The organism is Streptomyces alkaliterrae, from assembly GCF_007097205.2.
In the GTDB taxonomy this organism is placed as follows: domain Bacteria; phylum Actinomycetota; class Actinomycetes; order Streptomycetales; family Streptomycetaceae; genus Streptomyces; species Streptomyces alkaliterrae.
In genome coordinates this window covers 1-17,530 of sequence record NZ_VJYK02000099.1, presented here as the reverse complement: position 1 = coordinate 17,530, position 17,530 = coordinate 1, and the positions used below count along the sequence as shown (strand labels likewise).

Genomic DNA, 17,530 nt, shown 5'->3' with positions numbered 1-17,530 from the left:
GGGGCGGGTGGGTGCTCGCCGACGATCAGCTGTAGTGGCCATTTACCATGCCCGTCGCTCGATCGCGAATTTGCATGAGGGTCCCCTTACTTGCTAGAGCGCACCGCTCTGACCGGCGGCTCCGAATGCATCTGTCACCATTCGTGAGTGCCTGGATGCTTTGCGTATGAAGATCGTTGCCCGTTGCGGATGTTGCGCGCGGTGCGGGTGGTAAAGATCACAAAGTCAGTCCGGTACCCCGTGTCGCAGATCACAGAGGTGGGGGCATAAGATGCAGGCGACTCGGGCTTGTGAACTGCCTCACATGTGCACGATCTTCTGTCCGGCCGCCAGGTCGGACAGGGCTCCCCGCGTGACGCGGAGGCGGCGAACCGGCTCGCAGCGGACCCAGCTAGTCATCGGCGACTGGAAGGAGCGAGGAGCGGTGAACGCGTACGTCCCCATCCTCGTGCTCGGGGCTCTCGGCGCGGCCTTCGCGGTGTTCTCCGTGGTGGCGGCCTCGGTCATCGGGCCCAAGCGCTACAACCGCGCCAAGCTCGACGCGTACGAGTGCGGCATCGAGCCCACTCCGATGCCGGCCAGCGGCGGCCGTTTCCCGGTGAAGTACTACATCACGGCGATGCTGTTCATCGTCTTCGACGTGGAGATCGTCTTCCTCTACCCCTGGGCCGTCCACTTCGACGCGCTGGGGATGTTCGGCCTCGTCCAGATGTTGATCTTCGTCGGGCTCATCGGCGTCGCCTACGCCTACGACTGGCGCCGGGGTGGTCTGGAGTGGGACTGACCGGACGACCACAGCCTCCGGGCCGAGCGCCCGGCGCACTGCCCGACGGACCCGAAGACCTGAGAGTAGGGGCGAAACCAGATGGGAATTGAGGAGAAGCTGCCCAGCGGCTTCCTGCTCACGACGGTGGAGCAGGCCGCCGGCTGGGTACGCAAGTCGTCGCTCTTCCCGGCCACCTTCGGACTCGCCTGCTGCGCCATCGAGATGATGACCACCGGCGCCGGCCGGTACGACCTGGCGCGGTTCGGCATGGAGGTCTTCCGGGGCTCGCCCCGCCAGGCCGACCTGATGATCGTGGCCGGGCGGGTCAGCCAGAAGATGGCGCCCGTACTGCGGCAGGTCTACGACCAGATGCCGAACCCGAAGTGGGTCATCTCCATGGGCGTGTGCGCCTCCTCGGGCGGCATGTTCAACAACTACGCGATCGTGCAGGGCGTCGACCACGTCGTGCCCGTCGACATCTACCTGCCGGGTTGTCCGCCGCGGCCGGAGATGCTGCTCGACGCGATCCTCAAGCTCCACCAGAAGATCCGCGAGGAGAAGCTGGGCGTGAACCGCGAGCAGGCGGCCCGCGAGGCGGAGGAGGCCGCGCTGAAGGCCCGTCCCACGATCGAGATGAAGGGGCTGCTGCGATGAGCGCGGACAAGCGGGCGGGCGAGGACAGGCCGAAGTCCCCCGACAAGGCCGCCGACGCCCCCGAGGAGAACCCCGAGGGCGCGCTGCCGGCGCAGCGCGAGGACCTTGGCGAGGTGATCGCCGTCCGGCGCGGCATGTTCGGCCCGCGCGACGGCGGCGACACCACCGGCTACGGCGGACTCGTCCGCACGGTCCGGCTGCCCGGCGGCAGCAGCCGCCCCTACGGCTCGTACTTCGACGAGGTCGCCGACGAACTCGAGGGCGCGCTGGAGGAGCAGGGCCTGGACCCGGAGGCCGTCATCGAGAAGACGGTCGTGGACCGGGACGAGCTGACGTTCCACATCAGCCGCGAGCACCTGCCGGCCGTCTGCCGCACCCTGCGCGACGACCCGGCGCTGCGCTTCGAGTACTGCACCGGCGTCAGCGGCGTGCACTTCCCCGAGGACAAGGGGCGCGAACTGCGGGCCGTGTACCACCTGCGTTCGCTCACCCACAACCGGATCATCCGGCTCGAGGTGAGCGCCCCGGACGCCGACCCGCACATCCCGTCCGTCGTCGAGGTCTACCCGACAAACGACTGGCACGAGCGGGAGACCTACGACTTCTTCGGAATCATCTTCGACGGCCACCCCGCCCTCACCCGGATCATGATGCCCGACGACTGGCAGGGCTTCCCGCAGCGCAAGGACTACCCGCTGGGCGGCATCCCGGTCGAGTACAAGGGCGCCCAGATCCCGGCTCCCGACCAGCGGAGGTCCTACAGCTGATGAGCACCCCACAGGACACCACACAGGACAGCCCGCAGGACGCCCCGCAGAACACAGCGGCGCCCGCCGACGAGTTCGCGACCGGCCGGGAGACCACCGAGGGAACCGTCTACACGGTCAGCGGCGGCGACTGGGGCGAGGTCGCCGAGGCCGCTGCCAAGAGCGACGACGAGAAGATCATCGTCAACATGGGCCCCCAGCACCCGTCCACGCACGGCGTGCTGCGGCTGATCCTGGAGATCGACGGCGAGACGGTCACCGAGGCCCGCTGCGGCATCGGCTACCTGCACACCGGCATCGAGAAGAACCTCGAGTACCGGACCTGGACGCAGGGCACCACGTTCGTGACGCGCATGGACTACCTCACGCCGTTCTTCAACGAGACGGCGTACTGCCTCGCGGTGGAGAAGCTGCTGGGCATCACCGACGACGTGCCGGACCGGGCGAGCGTCATCCGCGTCCTGCTGATGGAGCTGAACCGGATCTCCTCCCACCTGGTGGCCATCGCCACCGGCGGCATGGAGCTGGGCGCCACCACGGTGATGATCTACGGCTTCCGGGACCGCGAACACGTCCTGGACCTGTTCGAGTTGATCACCGGCCTGCGGATGAACCACGCGTTCGTCCGGCCCGGCGGACTCGCCCAGGACCTGCCGCCCGGCACGGTCGACGCGCTGCGCGAGTTCATCCGCAAGATGAACCGCAACCTGCCGGAGTACGACAAACTCTGCACCGGCAACCCCGTCTTCAAGGCCCGCCTGGAGGACATCGGCTACCTGGACCTGGCCGGCTGCATGGCGCTCGGCGCCACCGGCCCGATCCTGCGGTCCACCGGCCTGCCGCACGACCTGCGCAAGGCGCAGCCGTACTGCGGCTACGAGGACTACGAGTTCGACGTGCCGACCACCGACACCTGCGACTCCTTCGGCCGGTTCCTGATCCGCGTGGAGGAGATGCGGCAGTCGCTGCGCATCATCGAGCAGTGCGTCGACCGGCTGGAGCCGGGACCGGTCATGGTCGCCGACAAGAAGATCGCCTGGCCCGCGCAGCTCGCGCTCGGCCCGGACGGCCTGGGCAACTCGCTCGACCACATCAGGAACATCATGGGCACCTCGATGGAGGCCCTGATCCACCACTTCAAGCTGGTGACCGAGGGCTTCCGGGTGCCGCCCGGCCAGGCCTACTCGGCGGTCGAGTCCCCCAAGGGGGAGCTCGGCGTGCACGTCGTCAGCGACGGCGGGACCCGCCCCTCCCGGGTGCACTTCCGCGACCCGTCCTTCACCAACCTTCAGTCCATGGCGGCGATGTGCGAGGGCGGCATGATCGCCGACGTCATCGTCGCCGTCGCGTCCATCGACCCCGTGATGGGAGGTGTCGACCGATGACGGACGTCAGCCTCGGCATGCCGCAGCTACCCGCCCCCGACTACCCGGCCGAGGTGCGGGAGCGACTGGACGCGGACGCCAGGGAGATCATCGGCCGCTATCCCGACAGCCGCTCCGCGCTGCTGCCGCTGCTGCACCTGGTGCAGTCCGAGGAAGGCCACGTCACCCGGACCGGCATCCGCTACTGCGCGGAGACCCTCGACCTCACCACCGCCGAGGTCACCGCGGTCGCGACCTTCTACACCATGTACCGCCGCAAGCCGAGCGGCGACTACCAGGTCGGGGTCTGCACCAACACGCTGTGCGCGGTGCTCGGCGGCGACGCGATCTTCGAGGAGTTGCAGCAGCACCTGTCCGTCGGCAACGGCGGCACCACCGACGACGGCAAGGTCACCCTCGAACACATCGAGTGCAACGCGGCCTGCGACTTCGCGCCCGTGGTGATGGTCAACTGGGAGTTCTTCGACAACCAGACCGTCGAGTCGGCGAAGAAGCTCGTCGACGACCTGCGGGCCGGCCGCGAGGTGGCGCCCACCAGGGGCGCCCCGCTTTGCGACTTCAAGCAGACCTCCCGCATCCTCGCAGGCTTCCCCGACGAGCGCCCCGGCGCCGTCGAGGCGTCCGGCGGCGCCGGCCCGGCCTCGCTCGCCGGACTGCGCCTGGCCAAGGGGGAGGAGCAGCCCGCGACCCGGGTGGTCAGCCCCCGCGCGGAGACCGTGCCCGGGCTCGACCCCGCCGACGACCAGCCGCCGGAGAGCCACCCCAGCTCGCACGACGCCCCGCAGAAGACCTCCGACTCCGACCCGTCGCACCCGGCGGGACCCGTGTCCGAGGAGGACCGATGATGACCACGGAATCGCCGGAGAAGCTGCTCTCCCCGGTGCTCTCGGCGTTCTGGGACGACCCCCGGTCGTGGACGCTGGAGACCTACCGGCGCCACGACGGCTACCAGGGTCTGCGCAAGGCCCTCGCCATGGACCCCGACGACGTGATCGCCTACGTCAAGGACGCCGGGCTGCGCGGCCGCGGCGGCGCCGGCTTCCCCACCGGGATGAAGTGGCAGTTCATCCCGCAGGGCGACGACAAGCCGCACTACCTCGTCGTCAACGCGGACGAGTCGGAGCCGGGCACCTGCAAGGACATCCCGCTGCTCTTCGCCAACCCGCACTCGCTGATCGAAGGCATGATCATCGCCTGCCACGCGATCCGCTCGAACCACGCCTTCATCTACCTGCGCGGCGAGGTCGTCCCCGTACTGCGCCGCCTCCACGAGGCCGTCCGGGAGGCGTACGCCGCCGGCTACCTCGGCAAGGACGCGCTCGGCCCGGGCAAGGACCTCGAGATCACCGTGCACGCCGGCGCCGGCGCCTACATCTGCGGTGAGGAGACCGCGCTGCTCGACTCGTTGGAGGGGCGACGCGGCCAACCCCGGCTGCGCCCGCCCTTCCCCGCCGTCGCCGGTCTGTACGCCTGCCCCACCGTGGTGAACAACGTCGAGTCCATCGCCTCGGTTCCCGCCCTGATGAACAAGGGCAAGGACTGGTTCCGCTCGATGGGCAGCGAGAAGTCCCCCGGCTTCACGCTCTACTCGCTCTCCGGGCACGTCGCCCGCCCCGGCCAGTACGAGGCCCCGCTGGGCATTACGCTGCGTCAACTCCTGGAGATGAGCGGCGGGATGCGCCCCGGCCACCGGCTGAAGTTCTGGACGCCCGGCGGCTCCTCCACCCCGCTGCTCACCGACGAGCACCTGGACGTCCCGCTCGACTACGAGGGCGTCGGCGCCGCCGGCTCGATGCTCGGCACCAAGGCGCTCCAGTGCTTCGACGAGACGACCTGCGTCGTGCGGGCCGTCACCCGCTGGACCGAGTTCTACGCCCACGAGTCCTGCGGCAAGTGCACCCCCTGCCGCGAGGGCACCTACTGGCTCGTCCAACTGATGCGCGACATCGAGGCGGGCAAGGGCCGGATGTCCGACATCGACAAGATCGACGACATCGCCGACAACATCAACGGCAAGTCGTTCTGCGCGCTCGGCGACGGCGCCGCGAGCCCCATCTTCTCGTCGCTCAAGTACTTCCGCGACGAGTACGAGCAGCACATCACCGGCCGCGGCTGCCCGTTCGACCCGGCCAGGTCCACGGTGTGGGCCGACTCCGGCGACGGCACCGACAACGCTCACCCGGAGGTGAAGGCGTGACCGTCACGACCGACCAGAAGTCCTCAGGCGGCGGCGAGGCCGCCGTGCCGCCCGAGGACCTGGTGACGCTCACCATCGACGGCGCGCAGATCAGCGTCCCCAAGGGCACGTTGGTCATCCGCGCCGCCGAACTGCTCGGCATCGAGATCCCCCGCTTCTGCGACCATCCGCTGCTCGACCCGGCCGGCGCCTGCCGCCAGTGCATCGTCGAGGTCGAGGGCCAGCGCAAGCCGATGGCGTCCTGCACGATCACGTGCACCGACGGCATGGTGGTCCGCAGCCAGCTCACTTCGCCGGTGGCCGAGAAGGCCCAGCGCGGAGTGATGGAACTCCTGCTGATCAACCACCCGTTGGACTGCCCGGTCTGCGACAAGGGCGGTGAGTGCCCGCTGCAGAACCAGGCCATGTCCACCGGTGACCCGGAGACCCGCTTCGAAGGGAAGAAGCGCACCTTCGCCAAGCCGGTGCCGGTCAACGCCGAGGTGCTGCTGGACCGCGAACGCTGCGTGCTCTGCGCCCGCTGCACCCGCTTCTCCAACCAGATCGCCGGCGACCCGATGATCGAACTGCTGGAACGCGGCGCGCTGCAGCAGGTCGGCACCGGTGAGGGCGACCCGCTGGTCTCCTACTTCTCCGGCAACACCATCCAGATCTGCCCGGTCGGCGCGCTCACCTCGGCCGCCTACCGGTTCCGCTCCCGCCCCTTCGACCTGGTCTCCTCGCCCTCGGTCTGCGAGCACTGCTCCGGCGGCTGCGCCACCCGCACCGACCACCGCAGGGGCAAGGTCATGCGGCGCCTCGCCGCCGACGACCCCGAGGTCAACGAGGAGTGGATCTGCGACAAGGGCCGCTTCGGCTTCCGCTACGCCCAGCGCCCCGACCGCCTCACCACCCCGCTCGTCCGCAACCCGGACAACGGAAAGCTGGAGCCGGCCAGTTGGCCCGAGGCACTGGAGGCCGCCGCACGCGGCCTCGCCGGTTCCCGGGGCCGCGCCGGAGTGCTCGCCGGCGGCCGCCTCACCCACGAGGACGCCTACGCCTACGCCAAGTTCGCCCGGATCGCGCTCGGCACCAACGACGTCGACTTCCGCGCCCGGCAACACAGCGCGGAGGAGGCCGACTTCCTCGCCGCGCACGTCGCGGGACGGGGCGTCGACCTGGGCGGCGACGGCGTCACCTACCGGGAGTTGGAGAAGGCGCCCGCCGTACTGCTCGTCGGCCTGGAGGCGGAGGAGGAGGCCCCCGGCGTCTTCCTGCGGCTGCGCAAGGCCCACCGCAAGCACGGCCAGCGCACCTTCGCCCTCGCCTCCCACGCCACCCGCGGCCTGACCAAGGCCGGTGGCACCCTGCTGCCCGCCGCGCCCGGCACCGAGACCGAGTGGCTGGACGCACTCGCCGGCGGCGTCGGCCTGGACGACGCCGGGGCGCGGGCCGCCGAGGCACTGCGCGCCGAGGGCGCCGTGGTCCTCGTCGGCGAACGGCTCGCCGCCGTGCCCGGCGCGCTCACCGCCGCACTCCGGTTCGCCACCGCCACCGGCGCGCGGCTCGTCTGGATCCCGCGCCGCGCCGGGGAACGCGCCGCGCTGGAGGCCGGCGCGATGCCCGGCCTGCTGCCCGGCGGGCGGCCCGCCACCGACCCGCGCGCCCGCGAGGAGACCGCCACCGCCTGGGGCGTGGCGGAACTCCCGCGCAGCGCCGGCCGGGACACCGGCCAGATCATCGAGGCCGCCGCCACCGGCGAACTCGCCGCGCTGCTCGTCGGCGGCGTCGAGGTCCGCGACCTGCCCGACCCGGCCCGCGCCCGCGAGGCGCTGGACGCGGTCGGCTTCCTCGTCAGCCTCGAACAGCGGCCCACCGAGGTCACCGACCGCGCCGACGTGGTGCTGCTGGACATCCAGATGCCGGTACTGGACGGCCTGTCGGCGCTGCCGGAGCTGCGCCGTGCGGTGCCCGGCGCGCGGCCGCTGATCCTCACCACGTTCGGCGAGCCGGAGAACGTGCTCGGAGCGCTGCGCGGCGGCGGCGCGGGCTTCCTGCTCAAGGACTCCGCGCCCGAGGAGCTGATCCGGGCCGTCCGCGCGGCGGCCTCCGGCGATGCCTATCTCTCCCCGGCCGCCACCCGGCACGTGATCGACAGCCTCGGCTCGGGCGAGCGGGACGACCGCGCCCGCCGCGCTCGCGACCGACTGGCCGATCTTGTCCCCCGCGAGCGCGAGGTGCTGGAGCTGCTGGGGGAGGGGTTGTCCAACGCCGAGATCGGCGTCCGGCTGCGGATGAGCGAGGCGACGGTGAAGTCGTACGTCAGCCGGATATTGGCGAAGCTCGGCTGTGCGAACCGGGTGCAGGCCGCGCTGCTCGCCCGCGACGCGGGTCTGGGCACCCGCTGACGCACACGCCCGCGGGGCCCGGCCGGGCCCCGCGGGCGTGACAGAAGGTCGCGATGCCGGTCAGTCCTCGCCGCCCGTGGTGGCGGAGGCGGCGGCCGCCGCCGGGTCGAGTTCGTCGGCGTAGTCTCCGGTGACCAGGTAGACGACGCGCCGCGCCACGGAGACCGCGTGGTCGGCGAACCGCTCGTAGTAGCGGCCGAGCAGCGTCACGTCGACGGCCGTTTCGATGCCGTGCTTCCAGCGGTCGTCCATCAGGTGCTGGAACAGCGTGCGGTGCAGGTCGTCCATCTTGTCGTCGTCCTGCTCCAACTGGAGCGCGAGGTCGACGTCCTTGGTGATGATGACCTCGGCGGCCTTGGCCATGAGGCGCTGCGCGAGGTGGCCCATCTCCAGGATGGTGGCCTGCAGGTCGCGCGGGACGGCGCTGTCCGGGAAGCGCAGCCTGGCGACCTTGGCGACGTGCTGCGCCAGGTCGCCGGAGCGCTCGAGGTCGGCGCTCATCCGGAGGGAGGTGACCACTATCCGCAGGTCGGTGGCGACGGGCTGCTGGCGGGCGAGCAGCTGGATGGCCCGGGTCTCCAGTTCGCGCTGGAGGTGGTCGACCTTGTCGTCGTTGGCGATGACGCTCTCGGCGAGGTTGAGGTCGGCGTCCAGCATCGCCGTCGTGGCCCGGCCGATGGCCGAGCCGACGAGCCGGGCCATCTCGACCAGGCTGTCGCTGATCGCGTCGAGTTCCTCGTGGTACGCGTCACGCATTGACTGTCCTTCCCTCGCATGGCGGCGGGCCAGTGTGGGGGCCGGTCGGGTCCGTGCCTCCCGCTTCCCCAAGCCTTGGGTGGTTATGCGTCCGGCTTCGACCCGCCAAGTGAACCACCTCCGACCTTCGGGTGAACTCTGGGACACCGGAACACGCCTCCCGGCGCACCGAAAGGATCGTGACTTTTGCCCCATTTTGCCAGTTCCCCAGTGAATCACCGCCGTCCTGCCGGTGAACTCTGCGGGACGAGTCCCGTCGCCGACCCTCTCCGGGCTGCCTTGCCCTTCCGAGACCCGCTTAACCTGGGGTCATGGACGTGAACGCGGCGGTCGCCGCAGTGGCAGCGCTGGTCGGTGTGTGCACCGGCGCGATCGCTGTACTGGCGTTCCGCTGGAGCGAGCGGGAGCAGCGGCGCCCCACCCGCAGCTCGCTGCACACCGCCGCCGTGCTGCCCCCCGGTGTCGACACGGTGCTCTCCGTCCTGCGCTCCTCCGCCGTCGTGCTCGACGAGGAGGACTCGGTGGTCAAGGCCAGCTCGGCAGCCTACGCCCTCGGCCTCGTCCGGGGCGGCAGGTTGGCCGTGGAGCCCATGCTCCAGATGGCCAGGGACACCCGCAGGGACGGCGAGATCCGCCAGGTCGAACTCGACCTCCCGCAGCGCGGCACGGGCCGCGGCGACCTGCTCGCCGTCTCGGCCCGGGTGGCGCCGCTGGGCTCCAGACTCGTCCTGCTGCTGGTGGAGGACCTCACCGAGGCCCGCCGGATCGAGGCGATCCGCCGGGACTTCGTGGCCAACGTCAGCCACGAGCTCAAGACTCCGGTGGGTGCGCTGTCGCTGCTGTCCGAAGCGGTGATGGACGCCTCCGACGACCCCGAGGCGGTCGAACGGTTCGCCGGCCGCATGCAGCACGAGGCCACCCGCCTCACCAACCTCGTCCAGGAACTCATCGACCTCTCCCGGGTGCAGAACGACGACCCGATGGAGGACTCCGAGCCCGTCGAGGTGCGGGCGCTCGTCAACGAGGCCACGGACCGCTGCCGGCAGGCCGCCACCGGCAAGCAGATCACCATCGCCGCCGGCGGCACCGACGACCTCCACGTCTGGGGCCACCGCGGCCAGCTCGCCGCGGCCCTGGGCAACCTGGTGGAGAACGCCGTCAACTACTCGCCGCCGCGCACCCGGGTCGGCATCGCCGCCCGCCGGGTCCGCGAGGCCGGCGGCGACATGATCGAGATCGCCGTCACCGACCAGGGCATCGGCATCTCCGAGCGGGACAAGGACCGGATCTTCGAGCGGTTCTACCGCGTCGACCCGGCCAGGTCCCGGGCGACCGGAGGCACCGGCCTCGGCCTCGCCATCGTCAAGCACGTGGCCGCCTCGCACGGCGGGGAGGTCACGGTGTGGAGCTCGGAGGGCCAGGGCTCCACGTTCACCCTCCGGCTGCCGGAGGCCGGCAGCGCCCGCGAGCGGGCCGAGGAGAACCGGCGCAACCGGAACCGGCTCAGCGGCGCCCTCCAGGAGCCGGCCGCCTACGGCGACACCGCCGACCCCGACGACGACGGCGTCCTCCACGGCCCGGACACCGTCCGGGGGGCGGGCGGCCCCGACGGTGACGGAGAGGCCGAACCGGAGCACACCCGCGCGGACCGGTCGGTCGACCGGGCCGTCACCGCCACCATCGAGCCGCACCACGCAGGGTCGGACCGGTCGCAGCCGGCCGACCGTGCTCCACACCGGGGGTCGTACCCGACCTTCACCCATGACCGATTCTCAGCCCCGGAGGTCCTTCCGTGACCCGAGTGCTCGTTGTCGAGGACGAGGAATCGTTCAGCGACGCGCTGTCGTACATGCTCCGCAAGGAAGGATTCGAAGTCGCCATCGCGGCGACGGGGCCGGACGGCCTCGACGAGTTCGAGCGCAACGGCGCAGACCTCGTACTGCTCGACCTGATGCTGCCCGGCCTGCCCGGCACGGAGGTGTGCCGCCAACTGCGCAGCCGCAGCAACGTCCCGGTCATCATGGTGACCGCCAAGGACAGTGAGATCGACAAGGTCGTGGGCCTGGAGATAGGGGCCGACGACTACGTGACCAAGCCGTTCTCCTCCCGTGAGCTGGTCGCCCGCATCCGGGCCGTGCTGCGGCGCCGCGGCGAGCCGGAGGAGACGGCCCCGGCGGCCCTGGAGGCCGGACCGGTCCGGATGGACGTCGACCGCCACGTCGTCACCGTCGCGGGCGGCAAGATCGACCTGCCGCTCAAGGAGTTCGACCTGCTGGAGATGCTGCTGCGCAACGCGGGCCGGGTGCTGACCCGGATGCAGCTCATCGACCGGGTCTGGGGCGCCGACTACGTCGGTGACACCAAGACGCTCGACGTGCACGTGAAGCGCCTGCGGGCGAAGATCGAGCCGGACCCGGGCGCCCCGCGCTACCTGGTGACCGTGCGCGGCCTGGGCTACAAGTTCGAGCCGTAGGCCGCCGAGCGCAAGCCGCCACCGGCCGTGAGCCGTCGGCCGTGAGGCGCCGCAGGCATGACCGAGGGCCGTGACCCATGACCGAGGGCCGTGACCGGGGTGACCCGGGCACGGCCCTCGACGTGGTCCGCCCCCGGGTCCGTGACCCGGGGGCGGAAGGTGGCTCAGCTGCTCGGAGTGGCCTCGGCGCCCTCGGCGGCGCCGTCCTGGTTCTCGGCGCCCTCAGCGCCTTCGGCTCCCTGCGCGTCCTGCTGGCCCTCGGCGTTGTCGCCGGCGGCGCCGTCCTGGTCACCGGCGTTGCCGTCCTGCCCGGCGTCCTCGCGGTTGTCGTCGCCGGACTTGTCGTCGCCGGACTTCTCGTCGGCGGGCGCGGCCTGCGGCGTCGGACCCCAGTCGGCGTACTGGCGGGTCGCCGGGACGACCAGAGCCCAGGTGCTGAGCTTGCCGGTCTCGCTCAGCACGAAGGACACGCGCTGCTCGTTGCCGTCGGCGACGTCCTTCGGGTCGTTGACGACGGCCATGGCGTTGCCCTCGCCGCCCAGCATCAGCGAGCCGCCGGCCGGTACGACCAGCTTCCCGCCCTCGGCGGGCGTCAGTTCGACGTCACCGGCGCCTTCGACGGTGAGGGAGCGCAGCGTCTCGTCCTCGGTACCGCTGTTGAAGATCCGGGCGGAGACGACCGCCGGGCCCTCCCCCTCCTCGGGTGTGATGACGACGATGTTCTCGATCTTGATGTTGTCGACGCTGACCGAAGCGCTGCTGGGCCTCACGTCCTGCGTCTGGGCGTTGAACCCGGCGCCGCAGGCGCCAAGCGAAAGGGTCGAGAGCGCGATGACGGTGGCGGCGACGACGCCGCGTCGAAGGCTGCTGCTCACGGCGGCGGCATCTCCTAGCGGTGAGAAGAACAGTGGGGCGTGACCAGTCCGGGGTGAACTGATCAAAGGTCTGTCAGCGGCTCAGGGTACCCACTCGCCCTTCGTCGCCCTCAGGCGACCCACCCCCTGCGTCCACCTGATCGGTTTGTGTCAACCGAGTGTGGATGTGACACCTGTGCGGGGGGTGGTCCGGGCTGTGGGTGGACGAGGTGCCTCGGGTGAACGCGTGCGGGGTGACGTGCGAGGTTCCCGGAGGTGAATGCCCCTCCGGGAGGGCGGGGGAGCGGCCGGCGGATTCCCGAAGCGAATAGCGAGGGCGCGGGAATTCGTTCCGCGGGCCGCGCGGTGAGTGCCGGCGGAGCTTGCCCGGGTCAAACGATCATCGGTGTCTTGATCAATTAACTCCGGCCAATCCACGGCCACTTGATTCCCGGCAAATCGGACTTTCGTGCCCTCTTGTGGCCCCTCGTCCGCCTGGTGGTGGGACGGTTTTGATGCGCCCCGACAGTGGCCCCGACCTGCGAATTCCCTCGCCTCCGGGCGGGTCGCAGCACGCTCCGGGCGCTGTTGTCAAGCCCCGAGATATGGCCTGACCTGCGGAAACGCCATTCAGGAGACGCCGTTCCCGTGCTACCCTGGATAGTCACGGAAGGGGTACCTGTCACATGACGTTCAAGGTTGGCGACACCGTGGTCTATCCCCATCACGGGGCCGCGCTGATCGAGGCAATCGAAACTCGTCAGATCAAAGGCGTGGACAAGACCTACTTGGTCCTGAAGGTCGCTCAAGGCGATCTAGAGGTTCGTGTACCCGCAGAAAACGCAGAGCTTGTCGGTGTGCGCGACGTGGTCGGTCAGGACGGTCTGGACCGGGTCTTCGAGGTACTGCGCGCGCCGTACGCCGAGGAGCCCACCAACTGGTCCCGGCGTTACAAGGCGAACCTGGAGAAGCTGGCGTCCGGTGACGTCATCAAGGTCGCCGAGGTCGTACGCGACCTGTGGCGGCGCGAGCGTGAGCGTGGTCTGTCGGCAGGCGAGAAGCGCATGCTCGCCAAGGCGCGTCAGATCCTGGTCAGCGAGCTTGCGCTCGCCGAGAACACCAACGAGGACAAGGCCGAGGCCCTGCTCGACGAGGTCCTCTCCTCCTGACCCGCCGATCCTGATCCGCCGAAGGATCGAGAAGCGGCGCTCGTGAACACGACGGCGCCTGGACGGCCGACCGCCCCGGTCGATGCCGACAGGCGCCGCGCCGCGCTCGCAAGCGCCCGCCCCTCGTGTCGTACGTCCTCGTGTCGTATGTCTTCCGCGGTCGTTCCGTTCGTCTTCCGTGTTCCGGGCTCGCCGTCGGCTCCTGCCGACGGCGAGCCGCGGGCGTGCGAGACGGCGCGACGCGGAGGGACGTACGCACGCGAAAGCGCCGCGATCGTGTGGAACGGGTGTACCCACGGGCGACGCGTCCATCGCTTCCCGACGCCCGCAGGTGTCCGTCGGCGTGTCCGTCGGCCGCCGACTCGAGAGCGGTGGCCGTACGCACCGGTTGACGGTGATCCGCCGGGCCTCGGCCGGCTGAGCGTCGTCACGGAAGGGCTGCTCAGCCGTACCACCCGGCACGCTCTGGCCATACCCAGACCCGGCGGGTGGACAAACCTGCCCGTCACACAAACCTGAACGAGCGACTGATGTCCGACGAAACGCGCAACCCGTCCCGCCCGGCCGGTGACCCGCGCACGGCCGCCGTCATCCCCGCCGCCGGTCGCGGCACCCGGCTCGGCCCCGGCACGCCCAAGGCCCTCCGCCCGCTCGGCGGCATCCCGATGCTCGTGCACGCCGTCCGCGCCATGGCCAGAGCCCGCACGGTCGGGCTGGTCGTCGTGGTCGCCCCGCCGGACGGTGTGGCCGAGACCCGCCGGCTGCTCGACGCCCACCCGCTGCCGGACTCCGAGTCCGCCGAGCTGCTGGTCGTGCCCGGTGGCGACAACCGGCAGCGCTCGGTCCGCCGGGGCGTCGAGGCCCTGCCGCCGGACGTCGAGATCGTGCTCGTGCACGACGCGGCGCGCCCGCTGGTGCCCGTCGACACCGTCGAGGACGTGATCGCGGCGGTCCGCGACGGCGCGCCCGCGGTGGTCCCCGCGCTGCCGCTGAGCGACACCGTCAAGGAGGTCGAGCCGAGCGCGCCCGAGCGCGTCGTCGGCACTCCGGACCGCGCCCGGCTGCGTGCGGTGCAGACCCCCCAGGGCTTCGACCGGGACGTGCTCGCCGCCGCGCACCGCCGCGTCACGGACGAGGGCGACGGCGCCACCGACGACGCCGGAATGGTCGAACGCCTCGGCCACGATGTCCGACTGGTGCCCGGCCACGAGGAGGCGTTCAAGGTCACCCGGCCGCTCGACCTGGTACTCGCCGAGGCCGTACTCGCCCGCAGGAGGGCCACCGATGGTTTCTGACCCGACCGACACCCCGGCTGCCCCCGGCGCCCCCGCCGTGCTGCCGCTGACCGGTATCGGCACCGACGTGCACGCCTTCGAGCAGGGCCGTGAGCTGTGGTGCGCGGGTCTGCTCTGGGACGAGAAGGCATCCGGCGGCTTCGGCCTCGCCGGCCACTCCGACGGCGACGTCGCCGCGCACGCCGCCTGCGACGCCCTCTTCTCCGCCGCCGGCCTCGGCGACCTCGGCGAGCACTTCGGCACCTCACGCCCCGAGTGGGCCGGCGCGTCCGGCGTCGCGCTGCTCACCGAGGCCGCGCGCATCGTGCGGGCGGCGGGCTTCGAGATCGGCAACGTCGCCATCCAGGTCGTCGGCGTCCGCCCCAAGATCGGCAAGCGGCGGGCGGAGGCCCAGCGGGTGCTCTCCGCCGCCGTCGGCGCGCCCGTCTCGGTCTCCGGCACGACGACGGACGGCCTCGGGCTGACCGGACGGGCGGAGGGCCTGGCGGCCGTCGCCACCGCACTGGTCGTCCCCGCCGGCCGCTGAACCGGGCCGCCCGCTCCCGCTGAACCGGGCCGTCCGCTCCCGCTGAACCGGTCGGGCCGCCCCTTCACCGAGGGAGTAGAGGGGACGGCGTGTCCGAGATTCACCCTCACGGGTGGGTGTCGAACGGGTCCGACGGAGGTACACGCTCCGACAGGCCCACAAGCAGCAGCCCGGGACGCCGACCAGCAGAGGGGACCGCCGTGCGCACCACCCTGTCCGAGGACCTCAAGCGCCTGCTCGACGGGACGGTGTTCGTCACCCTCGTCACCATCCAGCCCGACGGCAGCCCCCAGGGCTCCCCGGTCTGGGTGAAACGGGACGGCGACGACGTCCTGATCTCCACCGTCGTCGGCCGCCGCAAGACGAGGAACATGGAACGCGACCCACGCGTCACCGTGGTCGTGCAACCCGCCGACGAGCCGTACCACTACGCCGAGATCCGGGGCACGGCGGAGCTGACCACCGAGGGCGGCCAGGAGCTCATCGACGAGCTGTCGAAGAAGTACACCGGCAGGCCGTACGGCGAGTTCAATCCGCGGGCCGCGGACGAGCCGGCCAGGGTCGTCGTCCGGATCACGCCGCGCAAGGTCGTCGGCCGCGGCGACCTCGCCTGAGCACCGCCGCCCGGCGGGGGCGGCTGGCGTGAGCCCCGCCCGGCTTCCACTACCCTTGTCGGGTGACCATTCGGCTGTACGACACCAGCACCCGCAGGCTCCGTGACTTCGCCCCGCTGATCCCGGGCCGCGTCTCGATCTACCTGTGTGGCGCGACCGTGCAGTCCCAGCCGCACATCGGCCACATCCGCTCCGGCCTGAACTTCGACATCATCCGCCGCTGGTTCGCCCACCGCGGCTACGACGTCACGTTCGTCCGGAACGTGACGGACATCGACGACAAGATCATCGCCAAGTCGGTCGAGCAGGGCCGACCCTGGTGGGCGATCGGCTACGAGAACGAGCGCGCCTTCAACGACGGTTACGACGCGCTCGGCTGCCTGCCGCCCACCTACGAGCCGCGCGCGACCGGCCACGTGCCGGAGATGATCGAGATGATGCGCGGACTGATCGACCGCGGTCACGCCTACGCGGCCGACGGCAACGTCTACTTCGACGTCCGCTCCTACGCCGACTACCTCTCGCTCTCCGGCCAGGAGCTCGACAACCTGCGCCAGCCGGCGGGCGAGGGCGAGACCGGCAAGCGGGACCCGCGCGACTTCGCCATGTGGAAGGCCGCCAAGGCCGGCGAACCACGGTGGGACACCCCCTGGGGCCCCGGCCGTCCCGGCTGGCACCTGGAGTGCTCGGCCATGGCCCACAAGTACCTCGGTCCGGCCTTCGACATCCACGGCGGCGGCGTCGACCTGGTCTTCCCGCACCACGAGAACGAGATCGCCCAGTCGAAGGCCTACGGCGACGACTTCGCCGCGCACTGGCTGCACAACGCCTGGGTGACGCTCAGCGGCGAGAAGATGAGCAAGTCGCTCGGCAACTCGGTGCTCGTCGCCGAGATGGTCCGCACCTGGCGTCCCATCGTGCTGCGCTACTACCTCGGCACCCCGCACTACCGGTCGATGATCGAGTACAGCCCCGAGGCGCTGCGCGAGGCGGAGACCGCGTTCTCCCGCATCGAGGGCTTCGTCCAGCGCGCCGTGGAGCAGGTCGGCGAGGTCGAACCGGCCGCCGAGGTACCCGCCGAGTTCGCCGCAGCGATGGACGAGGACTTCGGCGTCCCCCAGGCGATGGCCGTCGTCCACAACACCGTCCGGCACGGCAACGCCGCCCTCGGCGCGGACGACAAGGACGCCACCGCCACCGCCCTCGCCGAACTGCGCGCCATGCTCGGCGTGCTCGGCCTCGACCCGCTCGACGCACACTGGAGTGCGGCCGGCGACGGGCAGAGCGAGGAACTGCACGACGTCGTCGACTCCCTCGTCCGCCTCGTACTGGAACAGCGGCAGGCGGCCCGCGCCCGCAAGGACTACGCCACCGCCGACGCCATCCGCGACGAACTCCAGCGCTCCGGCCTCGTCATCGAGGACACCCCGGCCGGCCCCCGCTGGGAGCTGGGACGCCACTGACGTCCCGGGCGTCCCGGCCCCGGCGGCCCCACCCGGCCGCCACCCACAGACTTCACGAACACCGAAAGACGAGGACCACCTCATGGCCGGCAACAGCCAGCGGCGCAACCGCCGCACGTCCAACAAGAAGGGCGCGCAGGTAGGCAGCGGCGGCAAGCGGCGCCGCAGCCTGGAGGGCAAGGGCCCCACCCCGCCCGCCGAGATGCGCAAGGGCCACGCCAAGC

15 protein-coding genes and 2 pseudogenes are annotated in these 17,530 nt (G+C 71.1%); 15 read left to right on the top strand and 2 right to left on the bottom strand.

What is annotated here, in order from left to right:
- Positions 1–424 precede the first annotated feature (424 nt).
- The 7 genes and pseudogenes from FNX44_RS11910 to FNX44_RS11880 form a co-directional block, all read left to right on the top strand.
- Positions 425–784 carry an NADH-quinone oxidoreductase subunit A gene (locus tag FNX44_RS11910; protein WP_143648026.1) on the top strand — a complete coding sequence of 120 codons (360 nt, stop codon included), beginning with the start codon at positions 425–427 and terminating at the stop codon, positions 782–784.
- Between the two features lie 81 nt (positions 785–865).
- Positions 866–1,420, top strand: a complete 555-nt coding sequence (locus tag FNX44_RS11905) for a NuoB/complex I 20 kDa subunit family protein (RefSeq protein WP_143648025.1) — start codon at positions 866–868, stop codon at positions 1,418–1,420.
- Positions 1,417–2,187 carry an NADH-quinone oxidoreductase subunit C gene (locus FNX44_RS11900; protein ID WP_143648024.1) on the top strand — a complete coding sequence of 257 codons (771 nt, stop codon included), beginning with the start codon at positions 1,417–1,419 and terminating at the stop codon, positions 2,185–2,187. Before FNX44_RS11905 ends, FNX44_RS11900 begins: the two co-directional genes overlap by 4 nt.
- Entirely contained in the window at positions 2,187–3,572 is a 1,386-nt protein-coding gene (locus tag FNX44_RS11895) for an NADH-quinone oxidoreductase subunit D (RefSeq protein WP_173019164.1), read from the top strand. Before FNX44_RS11900 ends, FNX44_RS11895 begins: the two co-directional genes overlap by 1 nt.
- Positions 3,569–4,417, top strand: coding sequence for an NADH-quinone oxidoreductase subunit NuoE (nuoE, locus tag FNX44_RS11890; protein ID WP_143648023.1), 849 nt, complete (start codon positions 3,569–3,571; stop codon positions 4,415–4,417). Before FNX44_RS11895 ends, nuoE begins: the two co-directional genes overlap by 4 nt.
- The gene (nuoF, locus tag FNX44_RS11885) at positions 4,417–5,769 is read left to right on the top strand and encodes an NADH-quinone oxidoreductase subunit NuoF (protein WP_143648022.1); all 1,353 of its coding nucleotides are present in this window, start codon (positions 4,417–4,419) and stop codon (positions 5,767–5,769) included. The genes nuoE and nuoF overlap by 1 nt, the downstream gene beginning before the upstream one ends.
- Positions 5,766–8,069: pseudogene (locus FNX44_RS11880) on the top strand (NADH-quinone oxidoreductase subunit G); the annotation flags it as partial. The gene nuoF and the pseudogene FNX44_RS11880, both read left to right, overlap by 4 nt.
- Before the next feature lie 147 nt (positions 8,070–8,216).
- Here FNX44_RS11880 and phoU read toward each other — a convergent pair.
- Positions 8,217–8,912, bottom strand: a complete 696-nt coding sequence (gene phoU / locus FNX44_RS11875; protein WP_143648020.1) for a phosphate signaling complex protein PhoU — start codon at positions 8,910–8,912, stop codon at positions 8,217–8,219.
- Between the two features lie 311 nt (positions 8,913–9,223).
- Here phoU and FNX44_RS11870 point away from each other — a divergent pair, with 311 nt between their 5' ends.
- Together FNX44_RS11870 and phoP are read left to right on the top strand one after the other, a co-directional pair.
- Positions 9,224–10,708 carry a sensor histidine kinase gene (locus FNX44_RS11870; RefSeq protein ID WP_143648019.1) on the top strand — a complete coding sequence of 495 codons (1,485 nt, stop codon included), beginning with the start codon at positions 9,224–9,226 and terminating at the stop codon, positions 10,706–10,708.
- A complete protein-coding gene (phoP, locus tag FNX44_RS11865) occupies positions 10,705–11,385 on the top strand; it encodes a two-component system response regulator PhoP (RefSeq protein ID WP_143648018.1) in 681 nt (226 codons plus the stop codon). Before FNX44_RS11870 ends, phoP begins: the two co-directional genes overlap by 4 nt.
- Positions 11,386–11,549: 164 nt before the next feature.
- Here phoP and FNX44_RS11860 read toward each other — a convergent pair whose 3' ends face one another.
- Positions 11,550–12,260, bottom strand: a complete 711-nt coding sequence (locus FNX44_RS11860) for a copper chaperone PCu(A)C domain-containing protein (protein WP_143648017.1) — start codon at positions 12,258–12,260, stop codon at positions 11,550–11,552.
- A gap of 665 nt (positions 12,261–12,925) precedes the next feature.
- Here FNX44_RS11860 and FNX44_RS11850 point away from each other — a divergent pair.
- From FNX44_RS11850 to FNX44_RS11825, 6 genes and pseudogenes are all read left to right on the top strand, one after another.
- Complete coding sequence (locus FNX44_RS11850) at positions 12,926–13,408, top strand: CarD family transcriptional regulator (RefSeq protein WP_143648016.1); 483 nt, start codon at positions 12,926–12,928, stop codon at positions 13,406–13,408.
- Positions 13,409–13,938: 530 nt separating this feature from the next.
- The gene (gene ispD, locus FNX44_RS11845; protein WP_143648015.1) at positions 13,939–14,703 is read left to right on the top strand and encodes a 2-C-methyl-D-erythritol 4-phosphate cytidylyltransferase; all 765 of its coding nucleotides are present in this window, start codon (positions 13,939–13,941) and stop codon (positions 14,701–14,703) included.
- Complete coding sequence (ispF, locus tag FNX44_RS11840) at positions 14,693–15,229, top strand: 2-C-methyl-D-erythritol 2,4-cyclodiphosphate synthase (protein WP_143648014.1); 537 nt, start codon at positions 14,693–14,695, stop codon at positions 15,227–15,229. The genes ispD and ispF overlap by 11 nt, the downstream gene beginning before the upstream one ends.
- A gap of 200 nt (positions 15,230–15,429) precedes the next feature.
- Positions 15,430–15,843, top strand: a complete 414-nt coding sequence (locus FNX44_RS11835; RefSeq protein ID WP_143648013.1) for a PPOX class F420-dependent oxidoreductase — start codon at positions 15,430–15,432, stop codon at positions 15,841–15,843.
- Positions 15,844–15,905: 62 nt separating this feature from the next.
- The gene (cysS, locus tag FNX44_RS11830; RefSeq protein ID WP_143648012.1) at positions 15,906–17,306 is read left to right on the top strand and encodes a cysteine--tRNA ligase; all 1,401 of its coding nucleotides are present in this window, start codon (positions 15,906–15,908) and stop codon (positions 17,304–17,306) included.
- A gap of 82 nt (positions 17,307–17,388) precedes the next feature.
- Positions 17,389–17,530: pseudogene (locus FNX44_RS11825) on the top strand (23S rRNA (guanosine(2251)-2'-O)-methyltransferase RlmB); the annotation flags it as partial.